Genomic DNA, 23,033 nt, shown 5'->3' on the forward strand with positions numbered 1-23,033 from the left:
GGCCGCCCCTTTTGCATGAATTCTATTGACCAGCGTCAGGTCCCAGCATGTGGTCCATACTGACGGCCGGTTGTTCGCATCCCGCCTCGCCCACGATCTTGGCCGGGATTCCAGCCACGGTCTTGCACGGCGGCACCTCGGACAACACAACCGACCCTGCAGCGATGCGACTGCAATGGCCCACGCGGATGTTGCCCAGAACCTTGGCTCCGGCTCCGATCAAAACGCCATCCTCGATCTTGGGATGTCGGTCCTCTTCTTCCTTGCCAGTCCCCCCAAGCGTTACCGAGTGCAGCATCGAGACGTTGTCGCCAACAACGGCCGTTTCGCCGATGACAATGGAATGCGCGTGATCGATCATGATACCGCGACCAATACGAGCGCCAGGATGAATATCGATGCCAAAGATCTCGGAAATCCGCATCTGAAAGAAATAGGCCAGATCCGTTTTGCCCTGGCTCCAGAGCCAGTGAGCCACACGGTACCCCTGCATGGCCTGATAGCCCTTGAAGTACAAAATGGGCTGCAACAGTCGATGGCAGGCGGGATCACGTTCATAGACCGCCACCAGATCGGCACGCGCGGCTTTTACCAAATCAGGATTCTCCTGATAGGCGTTGTCAGCGATTTCACGCAACACGACCATCGACATCTCATTCGACGCCAGCTTGGCCGCGATGCGATAGGACAGCGCCTTTTCCAGCGATTTGTGGTGTAGAATACAGGCATGAACCAACCCGCCCATCAAAGGCTCAGTGCGAACTGCTTCCTGGGCTTCGGTGGTGATCTGATCCCATACCGGATCAACCGTCGAAATCTTAGCGCGTGTTTCTACCATGGCTCGATGTCCTAGCGTTATGCGAGATACCATATGTAACGCACAATGCCGCCACCGCAAAGGGATGTGCCATGAATTAAATTGACCGTGTCGATCACAGTTTGAGAAGGTTTTGCAGCTGTCCTCTGCGAGCGCCATTCCAAACGGCGCTCGCAGTATTTCTATGCTGCGCTAAACTGGCAGATCGATGCGCGTTGCAGGCCCTACCCCAAAGCGCGCCGATATCTGCGCCACTTCAACGCTCACAGCTGAGCCCGCGCCGTCGGCCGATTGTTGCGCTGCTGCATAGGTCCAACCGGCTGCGCCAACAGTCGTTTCGCGAACGACGGTTTCACCGTTCATGATGCGCACCAGGTAGCTTTCGGTTTCTTCGCCCAACGGGACGTCCAAACCGGTCCAGTCATCGCCTTCAATCCGGGTGCGTCGAATCCAGGTGATCCCGATGTCGCCCGAGCTGCCTCTGGACGCTCGCAAATGCGTCGGCGAATATGGACGCAGTCCGTTGCCGTCGAACGCCTCGACCCGGTGCAGATACGATGGGTCATCATAGCCGCGACGCGCGGGGCCAATTCGGTAGTGCCGCGCAATGCGTCGCTGCGAGCTTTTCAGCGGAATCTGCTCGACGCGATTGTCAAGAAGCACCACAACCGATCCTTCGGGCCAAACATCTGGCATCAATGCATCGGTTCCTGCCTGCCCGCGCAAACGATCTTTCAGGACATAGGTTTGGGGGCCAACCAATTCCGCTGTCTTGAACTGAAAAAGCTCCCAATTTCCGCTGCTGCCGTCGCCAATCGCACACAGATTTGCGCCGCCCAACACGGCCTCCGCCGTCTTGCTTTCCAAATCCCCCGAGATCAGTTTGATCTGAAGTCCATCCCCCCGGTCCCAAAGCCCCGCCGCCGCCTTGCGCAACACCGTTTCGGTTGTGCCGATCACAGCTCGTGCGGCGATGATCTCATCCAACACGTAATCGGCATCGCTGCCCGAGGAATAGACCGCCGCTGTGCCTGGCCACGGATCCGCCGTAACGGCGATGTGGGGCGCATGGGGTTCTTCATCACCGCTCAGCAAAGGCAGATCCAGGAAGTATGGCAATACGGGCAGCGGAGGCACGAACTCGCGCAAGCTTGGTTGATCATCAGCCATCTCGGATGGCTCATAGAGTTTGGGTTCCGTTCGCACGGCGTCGATCATCTGACTGTCCGCCTGTTCGACCCGATCGATCCTATAGAGCCCCGGTTCAGCGACCTGGGTACCACCCAACTCAACAACATCGCCTGCGCCCAAATGCAGCTTGGAAAGTGGCAGAGCAAATCGCACCTTATCCCGCGCCACTCGCGCCTCGGCCAGCCAGCGTTCAACTGTCTGGCGCCCTTCTGCACGCAACATGGCCAATGGGAACTCACTGGTTGCCACGGCGTGTGTCGCATCATCAGACAGAACCGCCTCTTCCGAAACAACGTCGTGATCGGCTCCGGCCTGCACAAAGCGAAGGCGCACGCGACCGCTCATTTCTGCGTCTGCATCCCGGCTGTGTTCGACCGACCCTGACAAATCGCCAGAAATCGCAAAGTCGTCGTCCGAGATCCGAACCGGCCTGCGCGATCCACGAGACACGAATTGCAGTTTGCCGTCCCGGTCGATCGCATCAAAGCCATACCGTAGCATGAGAGGTTGCAATGCGGATCGCGCGTCTCCGACAGCATCCATGCTATAGCCGTGCACAACGCCGTAAAGCTCGCTGACGTCAAAGGCAGCCAGCCCTGATCGACGGCAGATTTCGGACACGACCGAGGCCAAAGTCCGACTTCCACTGCGCCCGTTGAGCCAATGACCCCGCGAATAGTTGGTACCGTCGCTCCAGAGCTTTACGTTGTTTGGAAATGACGGGTATGGCCGCGCGTCCCAAGACCAGACATAGGCGTTGCTCATGTCGATCATCGACCCGTCATATTCTGTCGACTTGGGATTATTTTCAGCCTCTGACCAATACCCCAACATGGCGCGCAGATACTGGTGCTGGATCAGATCATCCCGAAATCCGTTTGAAAAGTACGGCAACGCAGATTCTGACGACTTGGAATCCAGGAACTTGTTGGGCTGATTGGTCCCCTTGTCCACAGCCCCACACCCCAGCTCAGTGAACCAGATCGGTTTCGATTGTGGCACCCAGTCCGTCGAAGCTGCCTGTCTGACGCCATTGACACGCTCGTGGTGCGCATTCGACCACCAACCACGCAAATCCTTGTAACGCCATATCCAGTGCTCCTGATGGGCCAGGTCTTCGATTTTCGTACGGATTTGCGCAGCGCGTGCTTCGGGTGAGTGGTAATACCAATCGAAGCCTTCCCCCCCTTCGATATTGTCGCGCAGATAGGCCTCGTCATAGATGCTCTTCCAACCGGCCTTTGCATCGCGATGTTCCTCTTCATCGCGCCAATCCGACAACGGCATGTAATTGTCGATGCCGACAAAGTCGATGTTGTCGTCCGCCCAAAGTGGATCAAGATGGAAATACCGGCTATCCGCCTCATCTACGGGTTTGTAGCCAAAGTACTCAGACCAGTCCGCCGCATAGCCGATCTTGGTCTCTGCGCCCAACAGAAGGCGAGACTGTGCAGCCAACTCTTTCAACGCGGCAACCATCGGAAAACCGCTCGCCCCCCGGATCTGCGTCAGGCCACGCAATTCGGACCCGATGCAAAAGGACGAAACACCACCTGCCGCTGCGCAAAGCGCCGCATAGTGCAGAATAAAGCGGCTGAACGTCCATTCATCTGGACCTGTGTAAGAAACGACGCCATCGCCGATGGAAAAGTCCGACGCCTTTGCTGTGCCCACAAATGCCGAAACTTGTGTGTCTGCGTCAGCAGTTTTATCCGGGCTGCCATCCTGACCGGGCGCCTTGCTCAGGGTGATCCGCCCCCGCCAAGGTAGTTTGGCCTGACTGTCGGCGGAACTCCAAGGATCAGGCAGATTATTGTCCGCCAGTTGATCCATCAGGATGAACGGATAAAACATCACCCGCTTGTTGCTGTTCTTTAGATGCTTGATGGCTTCGACCACCGATGCATCCGCCGGTGTAGCTCCATAAATCGGCCGGTCATCGACACGCGCGACTTCTTTGGCCGAAACGCGATCCAACCCCGACACCGTCCAGGGCATGTTGGAACCCTCGATGGTCTTTTTCCCAACTTTTGGCTCCAACTCGCAGGATCCGCACCGCAAATCGCCACCGAACCAGGAAACGACCAGAGACGCTGTTTGACACTTCGGCAACTCATCCGAAAGTGTGTCCATCGACGTCACAAAATCGCTTTTGCCAGAAGGCGAATTCACATTCGCCGCCCAGGTGCTCCCTGGCCCGTCCGAATAATTCACCTGGGATGTCGCCAATGCATATTCACCAGTACCCGGGATGATCGCTACACCCTGAACCGCCTGAGCAACCCCTTGCGCGAACTTGGGATCGTCGCGCTGTTCCTGTCTGACCACTTCAAAGGAAAACTGCGGCACACGGTTCCCAAATTGATCAAGCTGCAAATCCTCTAGCACAACATATGCTGTGCCCCGATAAGCCGGAACCTGCCCCTCGCCTTCGACTGCCTCGATCACCGGATCCGGCAACTGATCTGCAGACCCAGCGTAGACGCGCATATTCAGGTCTTCGATGGCGACCTCTTCGCCATCCGCCCAAACCCGCCCAATTGACGCAATTTCCCCTTCGCAGACCGCAACCGCGAGAGAGACGCTATAGCTGAACGAAGTGGTCTTTGGTTGCGGGCGCGATCCCTTGCCACCACCACCGGATGTAGTCGACGTTTCCTTGAAATCCGATGCCCAGATCACCTGTCCACCAGTACGCACTCGGCCAAAAACGCGCGCGACAGAAGCACCTTCACCGGTTTGTGTCAGACGAAACCGATCGACGCGTCCGGTCTCGACCGCCTCGCCTCCGCTTCCCAAAAGACGCTGGTCAATCACGCGCCCGACTGTCGCACCAACCGCGCGGCCCACGATGCCGGTTGCGATGCCTGCAATCGTGCCACCGACCGAGCCGCCAATAGCAGCACCGGCTGCAGAAAGAAGAATGGTCGCCATCAGGAACCCTCCACTGGAAATTTGAAACGCGTGACCAGCCGCTTGGCCCAAGGCAGGCTCAGGCGGCTTTCGACCACGCCGTGGCCGGAATAGGCATGCACAAAGCGAGCATTCTCGGCCTCAGTTACAATACCAACGTGTTTGGCCACCGCCCCCTGACGCATGCGAAACAGCAGGACATCACCCGCTTCAATCGCGCCATCGCGCGCTTCGATCAGATGTCGACAGGCAGCCGACATCATACGCTCTTCACCTTGTGGCTCGGACCAATCCATCGAATAGGCCGGAACCTGCTCGGGCTCTTGCCCGAACAGTTCCCTCCAGACCCCTCGTACCAACCCAAGGCAGTCACTGCCCGCCCCCTTGGTCGAAGCCTGATGCACATACGGTGTGCCGATCCAGGATCTGGCGATCAACACGATCTTGCTTTGCTCAGGTGTCACCGCAGGCTCCCCCCGGTGTTGCGACCGGATTGTTTGGGAACCGCCATCACCCAATCCTCGGTCGGGATATCGGGAAACCCCTGAAAATTCAGCAAATTGTTGAACTTGAGCCGACAAGTTTCCATTCGCTTGTCGCACCCAGCCAAAAGCAGGACAGTGTCACCAACTTGCAATCCGCCGCGCATCGGCTCCCACAGGTGGATGATGCGCTCATCCCCGTCGATCACGTCACGCTTGATAAGCCCCCAAAGGCCTTTGGCTGACCCCGACAGCACGTTCAACCGCCCACGTTCGAACCAATGTGGTTCAAAGCCTGGCAACTCCTTCCATCGTAGAACCAACCCATCCTCGATGGCTTCAACCTCGCGCTCAACGGAATAACCGGGCTCGTTGGTGTCAAACCGGCACGCGCCATCCCCCAGCACGGCGGTGCATGGCTTCTGAAAGATACGACCCGTCGGCTGGTTCAAAGCCTCAGTCAAACCGCGCAATTCGGCCTGAAACGCATTGCCAGTGCGGCGCAGCTCTCCAATGGTGCCCCGAAACTGCAGCCAGCGCAGGTCCGTATCAGCCCAATTGACCAACCAGGCCGTCACTTCGGCCCCGTCAAAGCGCCCTGCCTCGATGTCTTTGGCCCGGACTGACACATCACTGATCGCCCCCAAGGCCTCGGTGTTGTCTACCGACAGACCCGTGCTCTGCTCGACGGCCAATGCCGTCAGGCCGGTATCTGCCTTGAACTCCAAACCGTCAAAGCGCAGGGTCTGATCATGATCGGTAAATCCGTATTCCTGACCGTCCGCTCTGCGAATGGCCCAGCACCGGGCCAAAGTGGTTATCCCAGTCTGCAAATGTGATTTGAAACGTTCATCCATTGGTCCACTCACACTCGCACTTCGACGACGGGAACATTCGGCACATCGCCTGCTTGAAAACTCGCCACACTGGTCTGGATACGGTCCGTGTCAAAACGCACCGGCACATCAAATTCGAACCCGGCCACAATTGGCAGCTGATCCGCTGGAGGATGATTAAGAACCACCTCACCTGTGCTCAGGTCCAAGGTATAGTCCACCGTCTCTTTCAACTCGTCCTGCTCGACCCCGACCCGTACGGTGCCGAGAACAGGCTTCGAGATTGGCCGCCGGTAAGAGTATTCGCCCGAACGATAGGTCTTGCTAAGCTGAAAACGCGTGGTCTGGCCGTCGCCGGTTGCGATGACCTGGTCATCAAACGACACATCCCCTGTCGCCTTGGAGGTTTTGAAGTCGGACCAGTCCTTCCATCGGAACCCGAACATCTGTCCCTGGCGCGCCTCATAGAACGCGATCAGTGTCTCGATATCGTCCAGAGACCGCATCCCCAGCCCGGCGTCATAACGGCGACGCGAATGGGCCCAGGGCGTGTTGCGCTCTTCGAAACCATTGGCCAGGGTTACGACCTCGGTCCGACGTTCCGGTCCGCCAACCGAACCAAAGCTCAGGTTGGCGGGAAATCTCACCTCGTGAAAGTTCATGTCTGTCTCCCTGACTTAGCGATTTCGATTTCCGCGGTTCAGCGCGCGCGCCATCTGCGCCGCGATCTGCCCCTGAGACCGCTGAAAACTCTGGGCATCCGGCGTCGAAATATTCATGACCACGCTCACAGGACGACCACCGCCGGCGCTTCGCACGCCCAGCTTGCCATCCGCTCCGCGTGTAAGCGGCATGATTGCTTCGGGTCCGGCCTCGCCCATCAGACCGGTGCCGCCGCGCATGGGAAAGGTCACCGGCCCATTGACGACGCCACCATTGGCAAACGGCATGACCCGCCCCTGCGAAAAGCTGCCACCCTTGGCAAACCCAAACAGCCCGCCGACAAAGTCGCCAATGCCGCTGGATATCGATCCCGAAATGCCGTCGATCACCGGGTTCACGGCCGCGTTGTAGGTCGAGCGGACGACGGAATTTGCTGCATCCTTCAACACGTCCGACAGCTTGCCGCCCTCGAACACCAGATCCTCGAACGCGCCTTTCAGACCCGACCGCATTCCGCGTTCCAGCCCGGACATGTCCTTGACCAAACCGGCCAGCGCCTTGTCGGTTGTCTCGGACGCGCGACCCAGTTCGGCCAAGCTCATGTTGGTGCCACGCACCGCTTGGGATGCACTCTCGCTGGCTTCTTCCAGCTCGATAAAGCTCTCACTCTCCGCCATCACATTCTCCATCTCTCTGGCCGTGTTTCTGATCCGGATAGGCCTCAAGCAGCGCATCCAGTCCGGCCCGGTTCAGTGGGGCGTGCGCCCCGTCCTGGCCCAGCATCAACCGCAGTTCGGCAGGTGTCAGACGCCAGAATTGCTCTGGCGTCAGTTTCAGTCCGTAAAGACCCGCCCGCATCAGGGCGGGCCAATCGAACCCGCTCATGCCTTTTCAGGCAGAACAAAGGCCCGCGCCAACAGCATTCCCGCGGCACGCGCAGCAGCCATCGGCCCGCCCTCGATCTCAGCCTGCAGCAGGTCGGCGCGATCAACATCCGCACCGCCGCCCCGCAATCCGGCCAGGATCAATGCCAGCACATCGCGGCTTGAAAACTCTGCCTCTTCAAACCTTTGCACCAGCTCCATCAACGAGCCGCACTCCAGGCTGTCTTCCAATTCGGCCAATGCGCCCAGCGTCAGCTTGAGCACCCGCCGCTCTCCATCGATGGTCAAAGCCACCTCTCCCGTCCACGGATTGGCCATCGGTTTACAGCGCCGTGAAGTTCAGCGCGCCAGCGCTTGCCAGGCTCAGCTCGTACGTCGCCTCGCCATTGTGCGAACCGGCGTATTCAATTGCGGTCACCTGGAACGGCCCCTCTACAGTGCCAAAGTCCGGGATGATCACTTGAAAGGCCGGTGTCACACCATCAAAGAACAGCTGCCGCGTGCGTTCATCCGTGCCTTCATCCTTGAACACCCCCGAACCCGAGATCGAGGCCGACTTCACCCCCGCGCCAGACAGCAGCTCACGCCAACCGCCTTGACTCTCCAGGCTGGTCACATCCACGCTTTCGGCGTTGAAACTCACCCGCGTGGCCCGCAGACCGGCGACTGTCTCGAACTGGCCTGCGCCGTTCATGTCCACCTTGATCAGCAGGTCTTTACCGTTTTGAGCACCCATATCGTCTCTCCAATGATAGGTTGATTAGTTGTCTTCCACGCGGGCGTGGAACCTCAGGTCGATCTGACGGAATTGGCCGGTCGAGCCGGTTTTCCTGGCCGTGGCCCGCTCGAACCACAGGCCAACCACACGGCCCCGCGTCAGGGTCAGCGAGGCGTCACGCAGCGCGTCCCCGATCGCCACCGCCAACTGCTTGGCCGCGGCAAAACCGGACGCCTCGGACATCACGGTGACCGTAAATCGATGCCGCGCGCCCTGTCCTGTCTGATCAGATGCATCGCGAACCTCCTCGGGCCCCAGCAACACATAGGTCTGTGGCAAGGTTCCCGCAGGCAGGGCGTCATAGATCGCATCCCCCACCAGGCTGTCCACCTGGGCATCGGCCTGCAAAACTTGATAAACCGCGCTCTGCAACGCAGCTGCAGCTCCATAGCTCATACCGCCACCTCTTCATCTGCAAAACATGTCAGGTACATCCCCGCCGGATCGCGTTCGGCGACGGCACGGATCACGAACACCCGGTCGCCTTCCCGAAAGCGCTGATCAGGTGAAGGCCGGCTCGCGGCCCCCATGGGCGCGTTGCGAACCACAATCTTGAAGCGCATCTGCGAGCGAGCAGCTCCTCCAACGCGACGCTCCGACCCGGTCCGCGCGGACACTTCGGCCCAAAGCTGACCGATTGCGGTCCAAGTTTCGTTGAACCCGCCGGCACCATCTGCCGCACGCGCAGGGCGTTCTAACGTCAATCTGCGGTTCAGATGCGGCCGCTTCATTGGGCTGCTCCCAGACCAAAGCGCATCGTGCGATAGCGCTGGATAAGACTGGTCACACCAAAGGGCATACAACCATCGCTTAGCGCAGTTTCATCGCGGTATTCATAGTAATGCGCCGCCAACAGCAAAACCGCATGCCCCAGATCCGCAGGCAACCCGCCCCAATCCACCGCCATCCCGGCGCTGAAGGAGATCTTTGCCGATCCGCCCGTCACAATCACCGGCAGCAACGCTCCATCCGGGCGCAATCGCGGGCGTTGGCTGTCCTTTTCCAGCCGATAATCTTCAGCGGCAACAACCGTCTCTGTCCCAACCGCATTGGACAGAACCAGCGAACTCACTGTGCGAACGGGCGACACTGGCAACACCTCACCCGCACGGTCGCGCCAGCTGTTCACGGTCCATGAAAACTCGCGCGTGATCAGCACCTTGCCGATCCGTGCCTCGATGGCGGCAATGGCGGCCACCAGAAACCCACGCAGAGCAGCATCCTGGCCTCCGTCGTCGGCAAAGCCACTGCCCAACCGCATGTGCGCCTTGAATTGTTCCACCGGCAGCGCCGTCACCGGGATCGTGGTTTCTTCGATCAACATCATCTCGTCTCTCCGCAAGCTCGGGGCCGCAAACCGGCCAAATCCTTCGGATAATTGCGGGCACACGCCACCTCACGTTGCTCGGACGGAGGGGAGCAGCTAGACAACGCAAGGACCCATTCCCGGCGCATGCCCGCCCCGGGACCGGCGAACCGGCCCCGGTATCAGCACTGCTTAGGCAGTGCCGAATTTCAGCAGCTTGATCGCAGCAAAATCACTCACGTCGCCGCCCACGCGCTTGGTGGCATAGAAAAGGACATGCGGCTTGGCGCTGAACGGATCACGCAGCACACGCAGATCCGGACGCTCGGCGACGGTGTAACCCGCTGCAAAGTCACCAAAGGCAATGGAATAGCTGTCGGTCGCCGCATCCGGCATATCCTCGGCAATGACCACCGGATACCCCATCAGACGTGCAGGCTCACCCGCCGCCAGACCATCCGACCAAAGGAAACGGCCGTCCGCATCCTTCAGTTTGCGGATCACGCCAGCAGTCTTGGAATTCATCACAAAAGTACCGTTGGCGCGGTACTGTGCACCCAGGGCATAGACCAGATCGACGATGTCATCGGCATCCACTCCACCAGCGGTGCCAGTTGCCACATAGCCGATATTGCCCCAGCCCCACGCGCCGTCCTCAACCTTGGTATGGTTCAGGAAACCACGCGGCTTGTCTGCACCGTCACCGTTAATAAAGGCATCCGCCTCGGCACGAGCAAACTTGTCGGCGATGCGGCCCGCCAACCAGCCTTCGATATCAAAGGCGCTGTCATCCAGCAGGCGTTGAGACGCCTTGGGCAGGGCCGACAGCTCGTGCAGCGGGATCGAGATACGGTCAATCGACGGCGTGCCGGTCTCTGGCGTTGCAGTGGTCTCATCGGCCCAACCCGCGCTAACGTCGGTATGGTCGATCAGCACGTCGAACGAATTCGCTTCAACATTTACCACATTGGCAATCGAACGGATCGACGCAGTCGATTTCAGCACCGACTTGACTGTGTCCGCCGTTTGCGGATCGACCAGGTAACCACCATCGCTGTTAACAGATGTGGACAGCGATTTGCCCTCCATGTCCAGGCCACGCAAGGCGTCGTCGTCGCCCGAACGCACATAGGCGTTGAATGCTTTCTGATGCGGCGCGCCTTCGTCGATCGAGGCGGCCAGATGCGGACGTGCCGCGAATTGAGATTTACGATCCAGCATGGTCAGTCGCTCTTCTGTCTGTTTCAGTTTTATTTGAACTTCGTCTTGAAAGCCCTTGAATTCACTCACAAAGCCGGTCACTGCCTGCTTCACATCCTGAACCAGGGGCGCACCCTCTCCGGCCAAGGCCGCGATATCGGTCTTGCTCATCAGCACGTCCTTTTGTTGGGTGGGTTTGCGGCGCCGTTACCTGCGCGCCATCTCCTGCCGGGCGCTGTCAAACACCTCGGCAATGCTGCGCCAGGTGTCTTCCGCCTCGGGGATCGTCCCCTTTGCCGCTACCCGCGCACTGGGAAGCATCGGGAACGTCACAAGCGACACCTCCCACAGCTCCAGTTCGGTCAAGAGCCGCTGGCCCTTGTCATTCTTGGTCGCCCGTTTGGTGCGATAGCCAATCGACAGCCCGTCAAGCGCCCCCGCCTGGATCAAAGCCGCCGCCTCACGCCCCTTTTGCGTGGTTTCCAGCAGCCGCCCCTTGACCCACAAGCCCTTGTCGTCTTCACGCACCTCGTCCCAGACCCCGATGGGCTGTGCAGGATCATGCTGCCACAACATCTTGACCCGCTGACCGGATGCGATCAGCGCCTTGAGCGAAGCACGATAAGCGCCCTTTTGCACATTGTCGCCGCCCTGATCGGTCTGCCCAAACAGGCTGGCATACCCTTCGATCACCGCATCATCCGTGACGGTCAAACCATCGCCGAAACGCGCGAATTTGTGTTCAAGCCCAGTATCAATTTCCATGAGGTACTCCTCGTAACCCATTGATGTTTCAATTTGCAGCGGCGGTAAGAACCGATTGAAAAGCCTGCGCCAGGATCACCGCAACGACGCCGTAAACCGTCAGCCAAAGCCGCTTTTCCAACCGCTCCATCATCTCTTCCAACTGATCCAAACGGCGGTTGATGTGCTCCAACTGAATGCTCATCACCCGCTCGTGTGCCGCCAGTTTCAGCCCCGGTGCGCACTCAAACGGAGGATGCCCATCAGCCATCCGTGTCACCGGTCACCGCTGGCAACCCCAACAGAGCCCGCTTTTCGGCATCCGTCAGGAAATCCGCACCGGTCACCCGCGCCCACTGCGCGTCCCGTTCGGAGGCCAGCGCAGGCACCTGATCCAGATCCGGTTTCAACGTCAGATCCTCGCCGCTATAGCCCGACAACCACTCCGCCAACGCCGCCGCCACCCGCGTCACCAGGGGCAGAACCGTCAGGCGATAGAACGCCCGGTTGGCCTCCTGATAGTTCGAATAGGTCGCGTCACCCTGGATACCCAGCAACATGGGCGGCACCCCAAAGGCGAGCGCGATCTCGCGGGCGGCGGCTTCTTTGGTCTTCTGAAACTCCATGTCGGACGGCGAAAAGCCCATCGGCTTCCAATCCAGACCACCCTCCAGCACCATCGGACGGCCAGCATTGCGCGCGCCCTGATAATTTGCCTCAATCTCATCGCTCAAGCGGCGGAACTGATCCTCGGCCATAACGCCATGACCATCGCCGCCCTTCCAAACCAACGCACCCGAGGGCCGTGCCGCATTGTCCAGCAGCGACTTGGACCAGCGCGAGGCACTGTTGTGCACATCCACTGCCATCGCCGCTGCTTGCATCGGCGCAAAGCCATAGTGATCATCTTGCGGATGGAACGACTTGATGTGGCAAATCGCCTGCGCGTCAAACCGATGCTTCTTGGCCCCCACGGTGTAGTCAAACGCCACCGGCCAACCATCGGCCCCCGGCACCACCGACATCCGATCCGAGCGCAGAACATGCAGCTCCAGCGGCAAGCCGTCCTCGCCCTGGACCCCCTCGACATAGGCGTTGCCCGACAGCAAGAGCTGCCCAAACAGCGCTTCCATCAATTCGGCCCGCCCCTGCGCGCCATTAGGCCGCTTAATTAGCGACAGCAGCGGGTGCACGTCAAAGCGCTGTTCACGATCCTGCAACACCAGCGGCAGCGCCGCCGCCGCTTCTGCAATCAGCTTGACCGAGCGAAACCCCACCGGGTTGCCCGCAAACCCCGTCCGCGTCAGCGAGGCGGTATCGCGCGGGCTCCAAGCCACACGACCACTCGTCTGCCAGGCCACAATGGGACCTGCCGCGCTTGCTTTGCTCTCGGGCGCTGCCTTGCCCGAGCCTCCACCAGCATTGCGACGCAAGAAATCGAAAACCATATCTGATGCTCCTATCTGCTCACCGCTGCGCCGGACACGCCGCTCGGCCTTGTTGACGAGAGTTATCGCTGAAGATTGTTGAAGGCTTGGAAACAGTGCGCACGCTGCTCAGGCAACAGTTACAACGCCCGAACACGTGGCCGTCGAAACTGCGCCGCAGGCGCAATCATCAGCTCATGCATCGCCCACACCAGCGCATCCACGCGGTCCGGCGATCCCTGCCCCTCGAAACCATGCGCTGTCATCTGGCACATCTGTTCCTCCAATTCGGACAGATTTCCCACATGCCGCACCTTGCCCTGCTCATACAAAGCCGCCACAGGCTCTGCCCGTGCCACCTTGCCCCGCGAAGCATGCACGGCCTTGAAGGGCACCAACGGGTCGATCTGGCGTACAACCTCTTCAACCAGCTGCCCGCCCTGGTTCACCTCGGCCACCAACCGCTCGGCCCCGAACTCATCCATCGCTGCAATCGCCGCTGCCGCCCAGCCAGACGGCCCCTTGCCGCGCACCGTTCGGTCCGCCAGCACATAGCCCCGCCAATCCTGCGGCGGTCCCTTCATCTGCACGCCCGCCACCACGATCCCGCATTCATCCGCCTGTGCGCCCGACGTCACAGACGGGTCAATCGCCACCACAACCCGATCCAACGCCGGAGCCTCTGCCTTGCGCGCCCGTTCCAACTGTTCAGACGACCACAAAGCCCCCTCAGCATCCTGCAAAAGAACCCCATCCAGCTCCTGCCGCCCCAGTCGGGTCCCCGCATAACGCGCGCGCACCTCCTCCAGAAACGACGCCGCCAGATTGGCCCGGTTCGCCTCGGTCGGTGCGTGGGTCGTCACGGTGGACGGCGACTCCAGCAGCTGTTTCAAAACGCCAACATTGCGCGGCGTCGTTGTCACGCACACCTGCGGTCGATCCCCCAATCGCAGCGCAAACTGCAACATGTCCCAGGTCTCGCCCGCCTTTTTCCACTTTGCCAACTCATCAACCCAGGCCCCATCAAACTGCGGCCCACGCAGCCCTTCAGGGTCATGCGCCGAAAACGCCTGCGCCTCGGCCCCATTGGGCCAGATCAACTTGCGCTCACTCGCCTTCCACGTCGGGCGACGATCCGGTGGCGAACACTGCAAAATGCCACTGTCGCCAAAAATCATCACATCGCGCACTTGATCAAACGTCTCGCCAATCAGCGCCACGCGCCTGCACTGGCCCGCATCCAGCGGCTTGCTCCCCTCCACGATCGAACGCACCCACTCGGCCCCCGCACGCGTCTTGCCGGCACCTCGCCCGCCCATGATCACCCAGGATCGCCAGTCCCCCTCGGGTGGCAGCTGATGCGGCAACGCCCAGAACTCAAAAAGGAAAGGGAGGGCGCAAAGCCCTCCCTCCCCGATCTCACTCAGAAATGTCTCGCGTGTCGCAGCAGGTGCGGAGGCGAGCCAACCTGCACCCGATCTCAAACCGAGCTCGGTCAAGGTCGAGCGCATAGCCTCCTTGGGCAATTCCGGCCTGTCTGTTGTGTTGTTCGACAAAACTCGTCTCCACTTTTTGACAGTTGCGTATCAGCCCCTCGACCGATCCCAACTGCTTGCTGGTACCAGCAAGATCTGCATCCTCCCCGGTCTCGATCTGCTTGCGCAGGTCTTCCGCCGCTTGCCGCAAATCGCGAATGGATCTCTCCAGGGACTGCAAAAGTTCAGCCGTCTGCGAAATCCGCTCCTCCGGGGTAATCAAAGTCATGTGTGCTTTGGACCTCATGCGTGAGTGATCTCCGCACGAGAGAAACGAAAAAACGGCCTCCGGATCATCTCCGGGGCCGTTTGCCCACTTCTTCTAGCATGACACAACCTATAGCTGAGACAGGCCGCTCTGTCAAGGTTTCACGCAACAGGTGCAACACCTAAGCGCCCGGTATCCTTACCAGAATCCTAACATCTACGTCTCGGCACCGGAAACTTTCAAAGTTTCCGACCCGATTTCTTTGAAAGAAATCGGATCCCGTTAGTTGTTGTTGCGTTCCGCCTCAATCTCGCGCCATTTGGCCACGTTCCGATTGTGCTCTTGCAACGTTTCAGCAAAGGCGTGCCCACCGGTACCGTCCGCCACAAAGAAGATGTAATCCGTCTCATCCGGCGCCACGGCAGCCTCCAGGCTCGCAAGCCCGGGATTGGCAATCGGAGTCGGAGGCAGCCCATCAATCAGATAGGTATTCCAAGGCGTTATGCGGCGAAGCTCACTACGACGCAAACCACGCCCCAACACGCCTTGCCCTTTGGTGATGCCATAGATCACCGTCGGGTCCGTTTGCAGCTTCATGCCCTGGTTCAGGCGGTTGGTGAACACGCTGGCCACCTGCCCACGTTCCCCGGCGAGACCGGTTTCCTTTTCGATGATCGAGGCCAGGATCAGCATTTCTTCGGGGTTCGCAAGCGGCAACCCGTCCTGACGGCTCTCCCATACCGCGTTGATACGCAGCTCCTGCTTTTCCTGCATCTGCGCCAGAACCGCGCCCCGCTGAGTACCGGGCGACACTTCATAGCTGTCGGGCGCCAACATCCCTTCGTCGGGAACCTCCGTCACGTTGCCTTCCAGCAAGTCCAACGCTTTCAGGCCTTCAACGATCTGCCAGCTGGTCACACCTTCGGCCACCGCAATACGGTACCGCGTGTCCCGCTCGGCACGTTTCTCGCCGTAAACAGCGGGAACATCTTCGGCTGACGGATCAAATGCGGCCAGCTCGACAAATCGCTCGGTCCCCGGATCCAGCTCACGGATCTGGGTCTGCAAGCGCGTCACCCCGATGCGATAGACAATCTCGGTGCCGCAGGTGCTTGCGCCGCCTTTGGTAATCTGCTCCACGATCTGCTCCATGCTGGAACGCTCGTTGATCAGAAAACTACCCGCTTTCAGCTGATTGGCCTTGTCGCTGTAGTCAGCGCCCAACCGAAAGATCGTCCCATTGGACACTGCACCCGTTTTTTCCAGCTCTTTGCTGACCTGCCCCATGTTCGAGCCGGTCTTGACCCGCAAACAGATCGCCTGATCCAACGGCCCTTCAGCCGTATACTGCGACTGTCCCCACAGGATCACACCCGCGGCCAGAAACATGCCAACCACAAGAACGGTAAACATGTTCGAGGCAAGAGACCGCCACATTACTCGGGCTTCCCGAAGATCACGCTTGCGTTGGTGCCGCCAAACCCGAACGAGTTCGACAGGGCCACATCGATCTTGCGCTCACGCTTGGCATTCGGCGCCAGATCCAGCGGTGTTTCAACGGCCGGATTGTCCAGATTGATCGTGGGCGGTGCCACCTGATCCCGGATCGCCAGGATCGAGAAAATCGCCTCAATCGCACCAGCTGCACCCAGAAGGTGCCCCGTGGCGGATTTGGTCGACGTCATGGTGGCATTTGCCGCGTGATCGCCCAACAGCCGCTCTACCGCGCCCAGCTCGATGGTGTCTGCCATGGTCGAGGTACCGTGTGCGTTGATGTAGTCCACATCCTTTGGCTCCAGCCCCGCGCTGCGCAATGCAGCCCGCATCGAGCGTTCGGCCCCGTCGCCATCCTCGGACGGCGCGGTGATGTGATAGGCATCGCCCGACATGCCATAGCCCAGCACTTCGGCATATATCTTGGCGCCACGCGCCTTGGCATGTTCGTAATCTTCCAGAACCACGATACCTGCGCCCTCACCCATGACGAACCCGTCGCGGTCACTGTCATAGGGGCGGCTCGCGGCCTGCGGGTTGTCTGCATATTTGGTCGACAGCGCCTTGCAGGCGTTAAACCCTGCGATCCCGATCTCACAGATGCAGCCCTCGCCACCACCTGCTATCATCACATCCGCATCACCTGCGCGAATGATCCGGCTTGCGTCCCCGATGGCATGCGCGCCCGTGGAACAGGCCGTCACGACCGAATGGTTGGGGCCTTTGAACCCATGACGGATCGACACCTGACCCGAGGCCAGGTTGATCAGCGCGCCCGGAATAAAGAACGGCGACACCCGACGCGGGCCCTTGTCGCGGATAAGGTTCGCTGTATTTGCGATCGAGCCCAAGCCACCAATGCCCGAGCCGATCAGAACACCGGTGCGCAACTTGTCTTCTTCGTCCTCGGGCGTCCAGCCTGCATCCTGCACGGCCATATCCGCAGCCGCGATGGAATACAGGATAAAGTCCTCGATCTTGCGCTGCTCTTTCGGTGGCATCCAATCATTGGGGTTGAATGTCCCATCGGTGCCATCGCCACGCGGCACTTCGCAGGCATAGGTTGTGGTCACGCCCGATGCCTCTGCATCGAACAACGTGATCGGACCCGCACCTGATTGCCCATCCAGCAATCGCGACCAGGTTTCCTCGACTCCGCTGGCCAACGGTGTGACCAACCCCAAACCGGTTACAACGACTCTGCGCATGAACTGCCCTCTTGCCTGCTTGCCTTTGAAAACCGCTCATACCCCGCCCAAGGGGATGGGGGCAAGAGCAAGGGCCGAATTGACGCAAGCGCAATTCGGCCCAACCGCCCATATTGGGCTAAATTTCGCACCCTCAAGGGGAGCGATGCATTTTTTACCGCACTATTGGAACTCGGCCACCGGTTCCGGCCCCGGTTGCGACACCGACAGGGCCTCGGCCAGGTCTACGGTTTTGCGGAACAGCGCCCGCCCGACCAACGCACCCGAGATGTTCGGCAGATAGGTCAGCCGCGCGATATCATCGACGCTGCGCACGACGCCGCTGGCAATCACCGGGGTCCGCGATTTTTCTGCCAGACCGGCAATCAGACCCAGCTGCGCCTCAACGTCTTCCATATCGCTGTCGATGTCGGTTACCACGATGCCCGCGAAAGGCGTGTTGCCAAAGGCTTCGACAAAACCTTCGGGCGTAAACGCACTCGAACTGCGCCAGCCCTCTGTCATCACCTGCCCCTGCCAGACATCCACCGCCAGCACGATCTGGTCAGGATGGTGCTTGGCCAGTTCCTTGACCAGCTCGGGGTCGCGGGCTGCCAACGTGCCAACAACAATGCGCCCGGCGCCCTTGTCGATCCAATGCTCGATGGAATCGCGCGTGCGCATACCACCGCCCAACTGCACCGGAATACCGGCTGAACGAATGATCTCTTCGACCAGCTCGGAATTGGCGTCGCTGCCATCAATGGCATCGAAATCGGTCAAGTGCATCCACTCGGCCCCCGCCGCAGCCCAGGCCCGCGCGGTTTCCACTGGATCGACATGCCACAGCATCGCCGAATCCAAACGCCCCTTGTCCAGGGTCACGCATTTCCCCTGCTGAAGCTCCATCGTTGGGTAAATCATCATGAGCCTATTCCTCCGCTCAATGTGGTCACACTCTAATCGAGTGTACCATACAGCGGGGAATCTGCGGACTATGACCCAGTTTCGGCATCGTCCGCTCTGTTTGCGGCGTCCGAAACCCGAGGTGTTTCAAGACCGCGACGGGGGCCCGTTTCGCCGAAACAGTTCAACCTCGGTGCCCAGAAACTCGGCCGTGCGCAACGAGGTATACCCCAGTTTGCGCGCCAGCTTCACAGACGGTTGGTTGCGGGTGTCCACCATCGCGACCAGAACACCGGGGATCACCCGGTCGAACCAGTCATGCGCCGCCTGCACCGCCTCATAGGCCAGCCCCTGCCCCTGCGCCTCGGGCATCATGACCCAACCGGCTTCAGGATAGAGATCAAAATCCTCTCCCAACGCCCGATCCTTGTAGAAAAACCCGGCCTGACCAACCATCCGACGCGAGCTTTGCAGGACGACGGCCCATTGCCCGAACCCCGTCATCTGCCAATGGCCTGCGTTGCGCAGGAAGGCATCCCAGGCCTCGCCCCGGGTCTTGGCCTCGCCACCAATAAAACGAACGACATCAGGATCCGTCCAGATTTCGACAAACCGTTCGAAATCTTCGGGCCTCATACCGCTCAGGGTCACCCTGGCGGTGTTGATCATGGGAATGTTGCGATTCATTGCGCGTGTGGTCTTGTTTGATGCTGCCTCGGGCCCACCGTGCAACCGTCCCACACTCAGGGCAAGCTGAATTCAGCCACCCCAATGAAAAACGGCGCCTCCCCGCCGGGGAAGCGCCGCTTTTTTGCTCACAACAAAGCTTAGGAAGCTTCGGTGATGAATTTGACTGCGTCGCCAAAGGTCTGGATGGTCTCGGCTGCGTCATCGGGGATCTCGATGCCGAACTCTTCTTCAAACGCCATGACCAGTTCGACGGTGTCCAGGCTGTCTGCGCCCAGATCGTCGATGAACGAGGCGTTCTCGGTCACTTTGTCTTCTTCAACACCCAGGTGCTCTACAACGATCTTCTTCACGCGATCTGCGACGTCGCTCATGTCAATTCCTCATTCATTCAGGGCACATGTGCCCGGTTCTGCCCTTGCCCGCTCGGGGTGGCTTGGTTTTGCCCGATCCGGGCGGTTAAGGTCCCGGGTTCCCGGGCAACTGCGGGAACCAGCCCCATCGCCCGTCCCCATCAAAGATGCGCCGCCTATAGCATAGACGGACGCAGAGGCAAACGATTTCGCCGTCTGCCCCTGCGTTGCGCTTACAACATGGCCATACCGCCGTTCACATGCAAGGTCGAGCCTGTGACATAAGCCGCCTCAGGGCTTGCAAGGTACAAAACAGCAGCAGCGATTTCACTTGCCTCACCCATGCGACCGGCCGGAACCTTGGTCAAAAGACCCGCTTTTTGATCGTCGGTCAGCTTGTCGGTCATGGCGGTGGTAATGAAACCAGGTGCCACGGTGTTAACTGTGATTCCCCGGCTGGCGACTTCATGCGCGATGGATTTCGCCATGCCGACCATACCCGCCTTGGACGCGGCATAGTTCACCTGCCCAGGGTTACCGATGGACCCCACAACGGACGAAACGTTCACGATCCGGCCCCAACGTGCCTTCATCATCGGACGCATGACGCCACGACACAGGCGCATCGTGGCGCTCAGGTTCACGTCGATGACGCTTTGCCATTCATCGTCCGACATCCGCATGAACAGATTGTCACGGGTGATGCCCGCATTGTTCACCAGAATATCGACCGAGCCCATGGCCTCGACCGCCTGTTTCGGCAGCGCCGTGACGGCCTCAGGATCGCTTAGGTTACATGGCAGCACATGCGCGCGTTCGCCCAGCTCATCGGCCAGCGCCTGCAGCGGCTCAACCCGCGTGCCCGACAGGCCTACGGTTGCGCCGGCGCCATGCAGGACGCGCGCAATTTCGCCGCCAATGCCACCAGACGCCCCGGTGATCAGGGCGGTCTTTCCGGTCAAATCAAACATATTCATATCCTTCCTGCACCCCCGCGATTAACCATGACCGCAGAGGTGTGAGTTTTGCAAAGACTTACGCGTCGCCTTGAGCGACTTTTTGCACATCTTCAGGTGTCCCAACCGCTTTTGAGGCGATGGAACGGTCAATTTTGCGGATCATGCCGGACAGGGCCTTACCCGCGCCAATCTCCCACGCCTCGGTCACGCCTTGGGCGGCCATATACTGAACGCTTTCACGCCAGCGGACCGAGCCTGTGACCTGCTCGACCAGCAACTGACGGATGATGTCCGGATCGCTTACCGCCTCGGCCCGCACGTTGGCGATCACCGGCACCGCAGGCGCGTTGATGGTGATACCAGCCAAAGCTTCGGCCATCGCGTCAGCAGCCGGCTGCATCAGAGCACAATGAAACGGCGCACTCACCGGCAACATCACAGCGCGCTTGGCGCCCTTTTCCTTGGCGATCTCGGCCGCGCGCTCAACAGCCGCCTTAGCGCCAGAAACCACAACCTGTGTGGGGTCATTGTCATTTGCCGCCTGGCAAACTTCGCCTTGCGCCGCCTCTTCGGCAACGGCACGCACCGCCTCCAGGTCCAACCCCAGAATGGCGGCCATTGCGCCCTCACCCACCGGAACAGCGCTTTGCATCGCAAGGCCACGGGTGCGCAACAGGCGCGCGGTGTCCGCCACGGAAATCGCGCCCGCCGCCGCCAGCGCCGAATATTCACCCAGCGAGTGACCGGCCACAAAGGACGCGGCTCCGATCGTGACGCCCTCGGCCTCCAGCGCGCGCATCGCCGCCATGGATGTGGCCATCAGTGCGGGCTGCGCATTCTGCGTCAGCGTCAACTCGGCAATGTCGCCTTCCCAGATCAGCGCACTCAGCTTCTCGCCCAGCGCCGCGTCCACCTCGTCAAAGATGGCCTGCGCGGCGGGATAAGCATCGGCCAGGGCCTTGCCCATACCAATGGTTTGCGCCCCCTGACCGGGGAAAACGAAAGCTGTGGTCATTGCGATCTCGTCCTGAACTGTCCAAAGTTGACGCACGGTTTAGACTGCCCGGCCCCGCCACACAAGCAAATGCACAAGAACATGCAAAGCCTGCGCCAAGGCACGACTTCTGTGCAGCATCGCATATTGTACGCTGCGTCATCACAGGTAGGGTTGCCGCAAGAAAACACAGGAGCACTCCCTCATGTCCCTCTCCAATTCTTTTCAAAACTACGGAGGCGTGGCCAAGACCTTTCACTGGCTCACCGCGCTGCTGATCCTGACGGCCCTGCCCCTTGGTTTGATTGCCGACAACCTGGCCGAGGCAGTCATTGACCCTGCAATTGCCAGCACCGACGCGGATGTGGCGCGTGCAGCGCTCCTTTTCTCGTTGCACAAGACCGTCGGCGTCACTGTCTTCTTCGTCGCTCTTCTGCGCATCCTGTGGGCTTTGACCCAGCCAAAACCCGGCCTTCTGAACGCCGACCACAAGCTCGAGGCCTTGGCAGCCGAGACCGTGCACTGGCTGCTCTATGGCTCGCTGGTCTTTGTTCCGCTCACCGGCTGGATCCACCACGCAGCCACCACCGGCTTTGCGCCAATCTGGTGGCCCTTTGGCCAAGACCTGCCGTTTGTCCCCAAAGACGCCGCCGTGGCCGAGTTGTTCGCCGGTTTGCACTATGTGCTTCAGTGGGTTCTGATTGCGGCCCTGGTTCTGCACATTGCAGGTGCAGTGAAACACCACGTCATCGACCGCGACATGACCCTGCGCCGGATGCTGCCCGGATCTGCCGAGATGCCGCAGCCCCCCGCGCAGAAACACTCGCTCCTGCCGCTTCTGTGCGCCCTGATCCTTTGGGGAGGTGCCTTGACCGGTGGCGCCATGATCGGCGTGTTTTCCCACGCCACGGACCAATCAGAAGTGGCCGAGCTCGAAGCTGTGCAATCCGACTGGCAAGTGACCGAGGGCACGCTGGCCATCACCGTGCAACAATTCGGCAACCCCGTGTCGGGTGCCTTTGCTGACTGGACCGCCGGCATCACCTTTGACGAACCCAGCACACCGGGACCGGCCGGTTCGGTCGATGTCACCATTGCTATCGGCTCACTGACACTAGGGTCGGTTACGGATCAAGCCATGGGGGCGGACTTTTTCAACGCCGAAACTTTCCCGACCGCAACGTTCAAAGGCGAGATCACAAAGACGGACACAGGGTACGATGCCACCGGTCCACTCACCATCCGCGATCAATCGGTGCCGATAACCCTGCCCTTTACGCTGGACCTGCAAGGCGACACAGCCTCCATGACCGGTAAACTGCAGCTCAATCGCCTGGACTTTGCAGTAGGTGCCCATATGCCCGACGAAGGCTCGCTTGGCTTTGGTGTAGACGTGGACATCACCCTGACCGCCACCCGCGGTCAGTAACCAAGCACCACAAAAAAAGGGCCGCCAGATCCTCTCTGGC

Annotated in this window: 26 protein-coding genes; 1 reads left to right on the forward strand and 25 read right to left on the reverse strand. The window is 60.0% G+C overall.

Going from position 1 to position 23,033, the window contains the following annotated elements; translation table 11 throughout:
• Positions 1-22 precede the first annotated feature (22 nt).
• From cysE to fabD, 25 genes are all read right to left on the reverse strand, one after another.
• Positions 23-838: a serine O-acetyltransferase gene (gene cysE, locus TRL7639_RS11860; RefSeq protein ID WP_085795858.1), complete on the reverse strand. Its 816-nt coding sequence runs from the start codon at positions 836-838 to the stop codon at positions 23-25.
• A gap of 171 nt (positions 839-1,009) precedes the next feature.
• The gene (locus tag TRL7639_RS11865; RefSeq protein WP_085795859.1) at positions 1,010-4,942 is read right to left on the reverse strand and encodes a baseplate multidomain protein megatron; all 3,933 of its coding nucleotides are present in this window, start codon (positions 4,940-4,942) and stop codon (positions 1,010-1,012) included.
• Positions 4,942-5,385: an NlpC/P60 family protein gene (locus TRL7639_RS11870; RefSeq protein ID WP_085795860.1), complete on the reverse strand. Its 444-nt coding sequence runs from the start codon at positions 5,383-5,385 to the stop codon at positions 4,942-4,944. The genes TRL7639_RS11865 and TRL7639_RS11870 overlap by 1 nt, the downstream gene beginning before the upstream one ends.
• Positions 5,382-6,260: a phage/gene transfer agent baseplate hub protein gene (locus tag TRL7639_RS11875; protein WP_207559658.1), complete on the reverse strand. Its 879-nt coding sequence runs from the start codon at positions 6,258-6,260 to the stop codon at positions 5,382-5,384. Before TRL7639_RS11875 ends, TRL7639_RS11870 begins: the two co-directional genes overlap by 4 nt.
• Before the next feature lie 8 nt (positions 6,261-6,268).
• Complete coding sequence (locus TRL7639_RS11880; RefSeq protein ID WP_085795862.1) at positions 6,269-6,901, reverse strand: DUF2460 domain-containing protein; 633 nt, start codon at positions 6,899-6,901, stop codon at positions 6,269-6,271.
• 15 nt (positions 6,902-6,916) lie between these two features.
• Entirely contained in the window at positions 6,917-7,579 is a 663-nt protein-coding gene (locus TRL7639_RS11885) for an RcGTA-type gene transfer agent tail tape measure protein (protein ID WP_085795863.1), read from the reverse strand.
• A complete protein-coding gene (locus TRL7639_RS11890; protein WP_085795864.1) occupies positions 7,566-7,787 on the reverse strand; it encodes a rcc01693 family protein in 222 nt (73 codons plus the stop codon). The genes TRL7639_RS11885 and TRL7639_RS11890 overlap by 14 nt, the downstream gene beginning before the upstream one ends.
• Positions 7,784-8,104 carry a gene transfer agent family protein gene (locus TRL7639_RS11895; RefSeq protein ID WP_085795865.1) on the reverse strand — a complete coding sequence of 107 codons (321 nt, stop codon included), beginning with the start codon at positions 8,102-8,104 and terminating at the stop codon, positions 7,784-7,786. The genes TRL7639_RS11890 and TRL7639_RS11895 overlap by 4 nt, the downstream gene beginning before the upstream one ends.
• 4 nt (positions 8,105-8,108) lie before the next feature.
• Positions 8,109-8,522 carry a phage major tail protein, TP901-1 family gene (locus tag TRL7639_RS11900; RefSeq protein WP_085795866.1) on the reverse strand — a complete coding sequence of 138 codons (414 nt, stop codon included), beginning with the start codon at positions 8,520-8,522 and terminating at the stop codon, positions 8,109-8,111.
• 24 nt (positions 8,523-8,546) lie between these two features.
• Complete coding sequence (locus TRL7639_RS11905; protein WP_085795867.1) at positions 8,547-8,960, reverse strand: DUF3168 domain-containing protein; 414 nt, start codon at positions 8,958-8,960, stop codon at positions 8,547-8,549.
• Positions 8,957-9,295, reverse strand: coding sequence for a head-tail adaptor protein (locus TRL7639_RS11910; RefSeq protein WP_085795868.1), 339 nt, complete (start codon positions 9,293-9,295; stop codon positions 8,957-8,959). Before TRL7639_RS11910 ends, TRL7639_RS11905 begins: the two co-directional genes overlap by 4 nt.
• Positions 9,292-9,891 (reverse strand): head-tail connector protein, encoded by a 600-nt coding sequence (locus TRL7639_RS11915; RefSeq protein WP_085795869.1) that lies wholly within the window; start codon positions 9,889-9,891, stop codon positions 9,292-9,294. Before TRL7639_RS11915 ends, TRL7639_RS11910 begins: the two co-directional genes overlap by 4 nt.
• Before the next feature lie 171 nt (positions 9,892-10,062).
• Positions 10,063-11,241: a phage major capsid protein gene (locus tag TRL7639_RS11920; protein WP_085795870.1), complete on the reverse strand. Its 1,179-nt coding sequence runs from the start codon at positions 11,239-11,241 to the stop codon at positions 10,063-10,065.
• Positions 11,242-11,277: 36 nt separating this feature from the next.
• Entirely contained in the window at positions 11,278-11,835 is a 558-nt protein-coding gene (locus tag TRL7639_RS11925; RefSeq protein WP_085796404.1) for an HK97 family phage prohead protease, read from the reverse strand.
• A 28-nt stretch (positions 11,836-11,863) separates the two neighbouring features.
• Entirely contained in the window at positions 11,864-12,085 is a 222-nt protein-coding gene (locus TRL7639_RS11930; protein WP_085795871.1) for a GTA head formation protein, RCAP_rcc01685 family, read from the reverse strand.
• Positions 12,078-13,262 carry a phage portal protein gene (locus TRL7639_RS11935; RefSeq protein WP_085795872.1) on the reverse strand — a complete coding sequence of 395 codons (1,185 nt, stop codon included), beginning with the start codon at positions 13,260-13,262 and terminating at the stop codon, positions 12,078-12,080. The genes TRL7639_RS11930 and TRL7639_RS11935 overlap by 8 nt, the downstream gene beginning before the upstream one ends.
• Before the next feature lie 119 nt (positions 13,263-13,381).
• Positions 13,382-14,752: a DNA-packaging protein gene (locus TRL7639_RS11940; protein WP_085795873.1), complete on the reverse strand. Its 1,371-nt coding sequence runs from the start codon at positions 14,750-14,752 to the stop codon at positions 13,382-13,384.
• The gene (locus TRL7639_RS11945) at positions 14,661-15,005 is read right to left on the reverse strand and encodes a hypothetical protein (protein ID WP_085796405.1); all 345 of its coding nucleotides are present in this window, start codon (positions 15,003-15,005) and stop codon (positions 14,661-14,663) included. Before TRL7639_RS11945 ends, TRL7639_RS11940 begins: the two co-directional genes overlap by 92 nt.
• A gap of 261 nt (positions 15,006-15,266) precedes the next feature.
• On the reverse strand, positions 15,267-16,421 hold the full coding sequence (gene mltG, locus TRL7639_RS11950; protein WP_085795874.1) for an endolytic transglycosylase MltG: 1,155 nt from the start codon (positions 16,419-16,421) through the stop codon (positions 15,267-15,269).
• Positions 16,421-17,686, reverse strand: a complete 1,266-nt coding sequence (gene fabF / locus TRL7639_RS11955; protein WP_085795875.1) for a beta-ketoacyl-ACP synthase II — start codon at positions 17,684-17,686, stop codon at positions 16,421-16,423. The genes mltG and fabF overlap by 1 nt, the downstream gene beginning before the upstream one ends.
• A gap of 162 nt (positions 17,687-17,848) precedes the next feature.
• Positions 17,849-18,592, reverse strand: coding sequence for a 1-(5-phosphoribosyl)-5-[(5-phosphoribosylamino)methylideneamino]imidazole-4-carboxamide isomerase (locus TRL7639_RS11960; protein ID WP_085795876.1), 744 nt, complete (start codon positions 18,590-18,592; stop codon positions 17,849-17,851).
• A gap of 126 nt (positions 18,593-18,718) precedes the next feature.
• A complete protein-coding gene (locus TRL7639_RS11965) occupies positions 18,719-19,258 on the reverse strand; it encodes a GNAT family N-acetyltransferase (RefSeq protein ID WP_085795877.1) in 540 nt (179 codons plus the stop codon).
• A 140-nt stretch (positions 19,259-19,398) separates the two neighbouring features.
• Positions 19,399-19,632 carry an acyl carrier protein gene (locus tag TRL7639_RS11970; protein WP_028091986.1) on the reverse strand — a complete coding sequence of 78 codons (234 nt, stop codon included), beginning with the start codon at positions 19,630-19,632 and terminating at the stop codon, positions 19,399-19,401.
• A gap of 212 nt (positions 19,633-19,844) precedes the next feature.
• Positions 19,845-20,582: a 3-oxoacyl-[acyl-carrier-protein] reductase gene (fabG, locus tag TRL7639_RS11975; protein WP_085795878.1), complete on the reverse strand. Its 738-nt coding sequence runs from the start codon at positions 20,580-20,582 to the stop codon at positions 19,845-19,847.
• 64 nt (positions 20,583-20,646) lie between these two features.
• Complete coding sequence (fabD, locus tag TRL7639_RS11980; RefSeq protein WP_085795879.1) at positions 20,647-21,585, reverse strand: ACP S-malonyltransferase; 939 nt, start codon at positions 21,583-21,585, stop codon at positions 20,647-20,649.
• 184 nt (positions 21,586-21,769) lie between these two features.
• Here fabD and TRL7639_RS11985 point away from each other — a divergent pair, with 184 nt between their 5' ends.
• Complete coding sequence (locus TRL7639_RS11985; RefSeq protein WP_085795880.1) at positions 21,770-22,993, forward strand: cytochrome b/b6 domain-containing protein; 1,224 nt, start codon at positions 21,770-21,772, stop codon at positions 22,991-22,993.
• Positions 22,994-23,033 lie beyond the last annotated feature (40 nt).

The sequence above is a fragment of the Falsiruegeria litorea R37 genome, assembly GCF_900172225.1.
GTDB lineage: Bacteria > Pseudomonadota > Alphaproteobacteria > Rhodobacterales > Rhodobacteraceae > Falsiruegeria > Falsiruegeria litorea.

Bases quoted from the DNA above. Each gene is read 5' to 3' on its own strand.
- TRL7639_RS11945 (WP_085796405.1), bottom strand. From the start codon at position 15,005: ATGACTTTGATTACCCCGGAGGAGCGGATTTCGCAGACGGCTGAACTT.
- TRL7639_RS11875 (WP_207559658.1), bottom strand. From the start codon at position 6,260: ATGGATGAACGTTTCAAATCACATTTGCAGACTGGGATAACCACTTTG.
- TRL7639_RS11910 (WP_085795868.1), bottom strand. From the start codon at position 9,295: ATGAAGCGGCCGCATCTGAACCGCAGATTGACGTTAGAACGCCCTGCG.
- TRL7639_RS11985 (WP_085795880.1), top strand. From the start codon at position 21,770: ATGTCCCTCTCCAATTCTTTTCAAAACTACGGAGGCGTGGCCAAGACC.
- TRL7639_RS11880 (WP_085795862.1), bottom strand. From the start codon at position 6,901: ATGAACTTTCACGAGGTGAGATTTCCCGCCAACCTGAGCTTTGGTTCG.
- TRL7639_RS11895 (WP_085795865.1), bottom strand. From the start codon at position 8,104: ATGGCCAATCCGTGGACGGGAGAGGTGGCTTTGACCATCGATGGAGAG.
- TRL7639_RS11865 (WP_085795859.1), bottom strand. From the start codon at position 4,942: ATGGCGACCATTCTTCTTTCTGCAGCCGGTGCTGCTATTGGCGGCTCG.
- fabD (WP_085795879.1), bottom strand. From the start codon at position 21,585: ATGACCACAGCTTTCGTTTTCCCCGGTCAGGGGGCGCAAACCATTGGT.
- TRL7639_RS11905 (WP_085795867.1), bottom strand. From the start codon at position 8,960: ATGAGCTATGGAGCTGCAGCTGCGTTGCAGAGCGCGGTTTATCAAGTT.
- cysE (WP_085795858.1), bottom strand. From the start codon at position 838: ATGGTAGAAACACGCGCTAAGATTTCGACGGTTGATCCGGTATGGGAT.
- fabF (WP_085795875.1), bottom strand. From the start codon at position 17,686: ATGCGCAGAGTCGTTGTAACCGGTTTGGGGTTGGTCACACCGTTGGCC.
- TRL7639_RS11920 (WP_085795870.1), bottom strand. From the start codon at position 11,241: ATGAGCAAGACCGATATCGCGGCCTTGGCCGGAGAGGGTGCGCCCCTG.
- TRL7639_RS11940 (WP_085795873.1), bottom strand. From the start codon at position 14,752: ATGCGCTCGACCTTGACCGAGCTCGGTTTGAGATCGGGTGCAGGTTGG.
- fabG (WP_085795878.1), bottom strand. From the start codon at position 20,582: ATGTTTGATTTGACCGGAAAGACCGCCCTGATCACCGGGGCGTCTGGT.
- TRL7639_RS11885 (WP_085795863.1), bottom strand. From the start codon at position 7,579: ATGGCGGAGAGTGAGAGCTTTATCGAGCTGGAAGAAGCCAGCGAGAGT.
- TRL7639_RS11935 (WP_085795872.1), bottom strand. From the start codon at position 13,262: ATGGTTTTCGATTTCTTGCGTCGCAATGCTGGTGGAGGCTCGGGCAAG.
- TRL7639_RS11970 (WP_028091986.1), bottom strand. From the start codon at position 19,632: ATGAGCGACGTCGCAGATCGCGTGAAGAAGATCGTTGTAGAGCACCTG.
- TRL7639_RS11960 (WP_085795876.1), bottom strand. From the start codon at position 18,592: ATGATGATTTACCCAACGATGGAGCTTCAGCAGGGGAAATGCGTGACC.
- TRL7639_RS11930 (WP_085795871.1), bottom strand. From the start codon at position 12,085: ATGGCTGATGGGCATCCTCCGTTTGAGTGCGCACCGGGGCTGAAACTG.
- mltG (WP_085795874.1), bottom strand. From the start codon at position 16,421: ATGTGGCGGTCTCTTGCCTCGAACATGTTTACCGTTCTTGTGGTTGGC.
- TRL7639_RS11925 (WP_085796404.1), bottom strand. From the start codon at position 11,835: ATGGAAATTGATACTGGGCTTGAACACAAATTCGCGCGTTTCGGCGAT.
- TRL7639_RS11890 (WP_085795864.1), bottom strand. From the start codon at position 7,787: ATGAGCGGGTTCGATTGGCCCGCCCTGATGCGGGCGGGTCTTTACGGA.
- TRL7639_RS11900 (WP_085795866.1), bottom strand. From the start codon at position 8,522: ATGGGTGCTCAAAACGGTAAAGACCTGCTGATCAAGGTGGACATGAAC.
- TRL7639_RS11915 (WP_085795869.1), bottom strand. From the start codon at position 9,891: ATGATGTTGATCGAAGAAACCACGATCCCGGTGACGGCGCTGCCGGTG.
- TRL7639_RS11965 (WP_085795877.1), bottom strand. From the start codon at position 19,258: ATGAATCGCAACATTCCCATGATCAACACCGCCAGGGTGACCCTGAGC.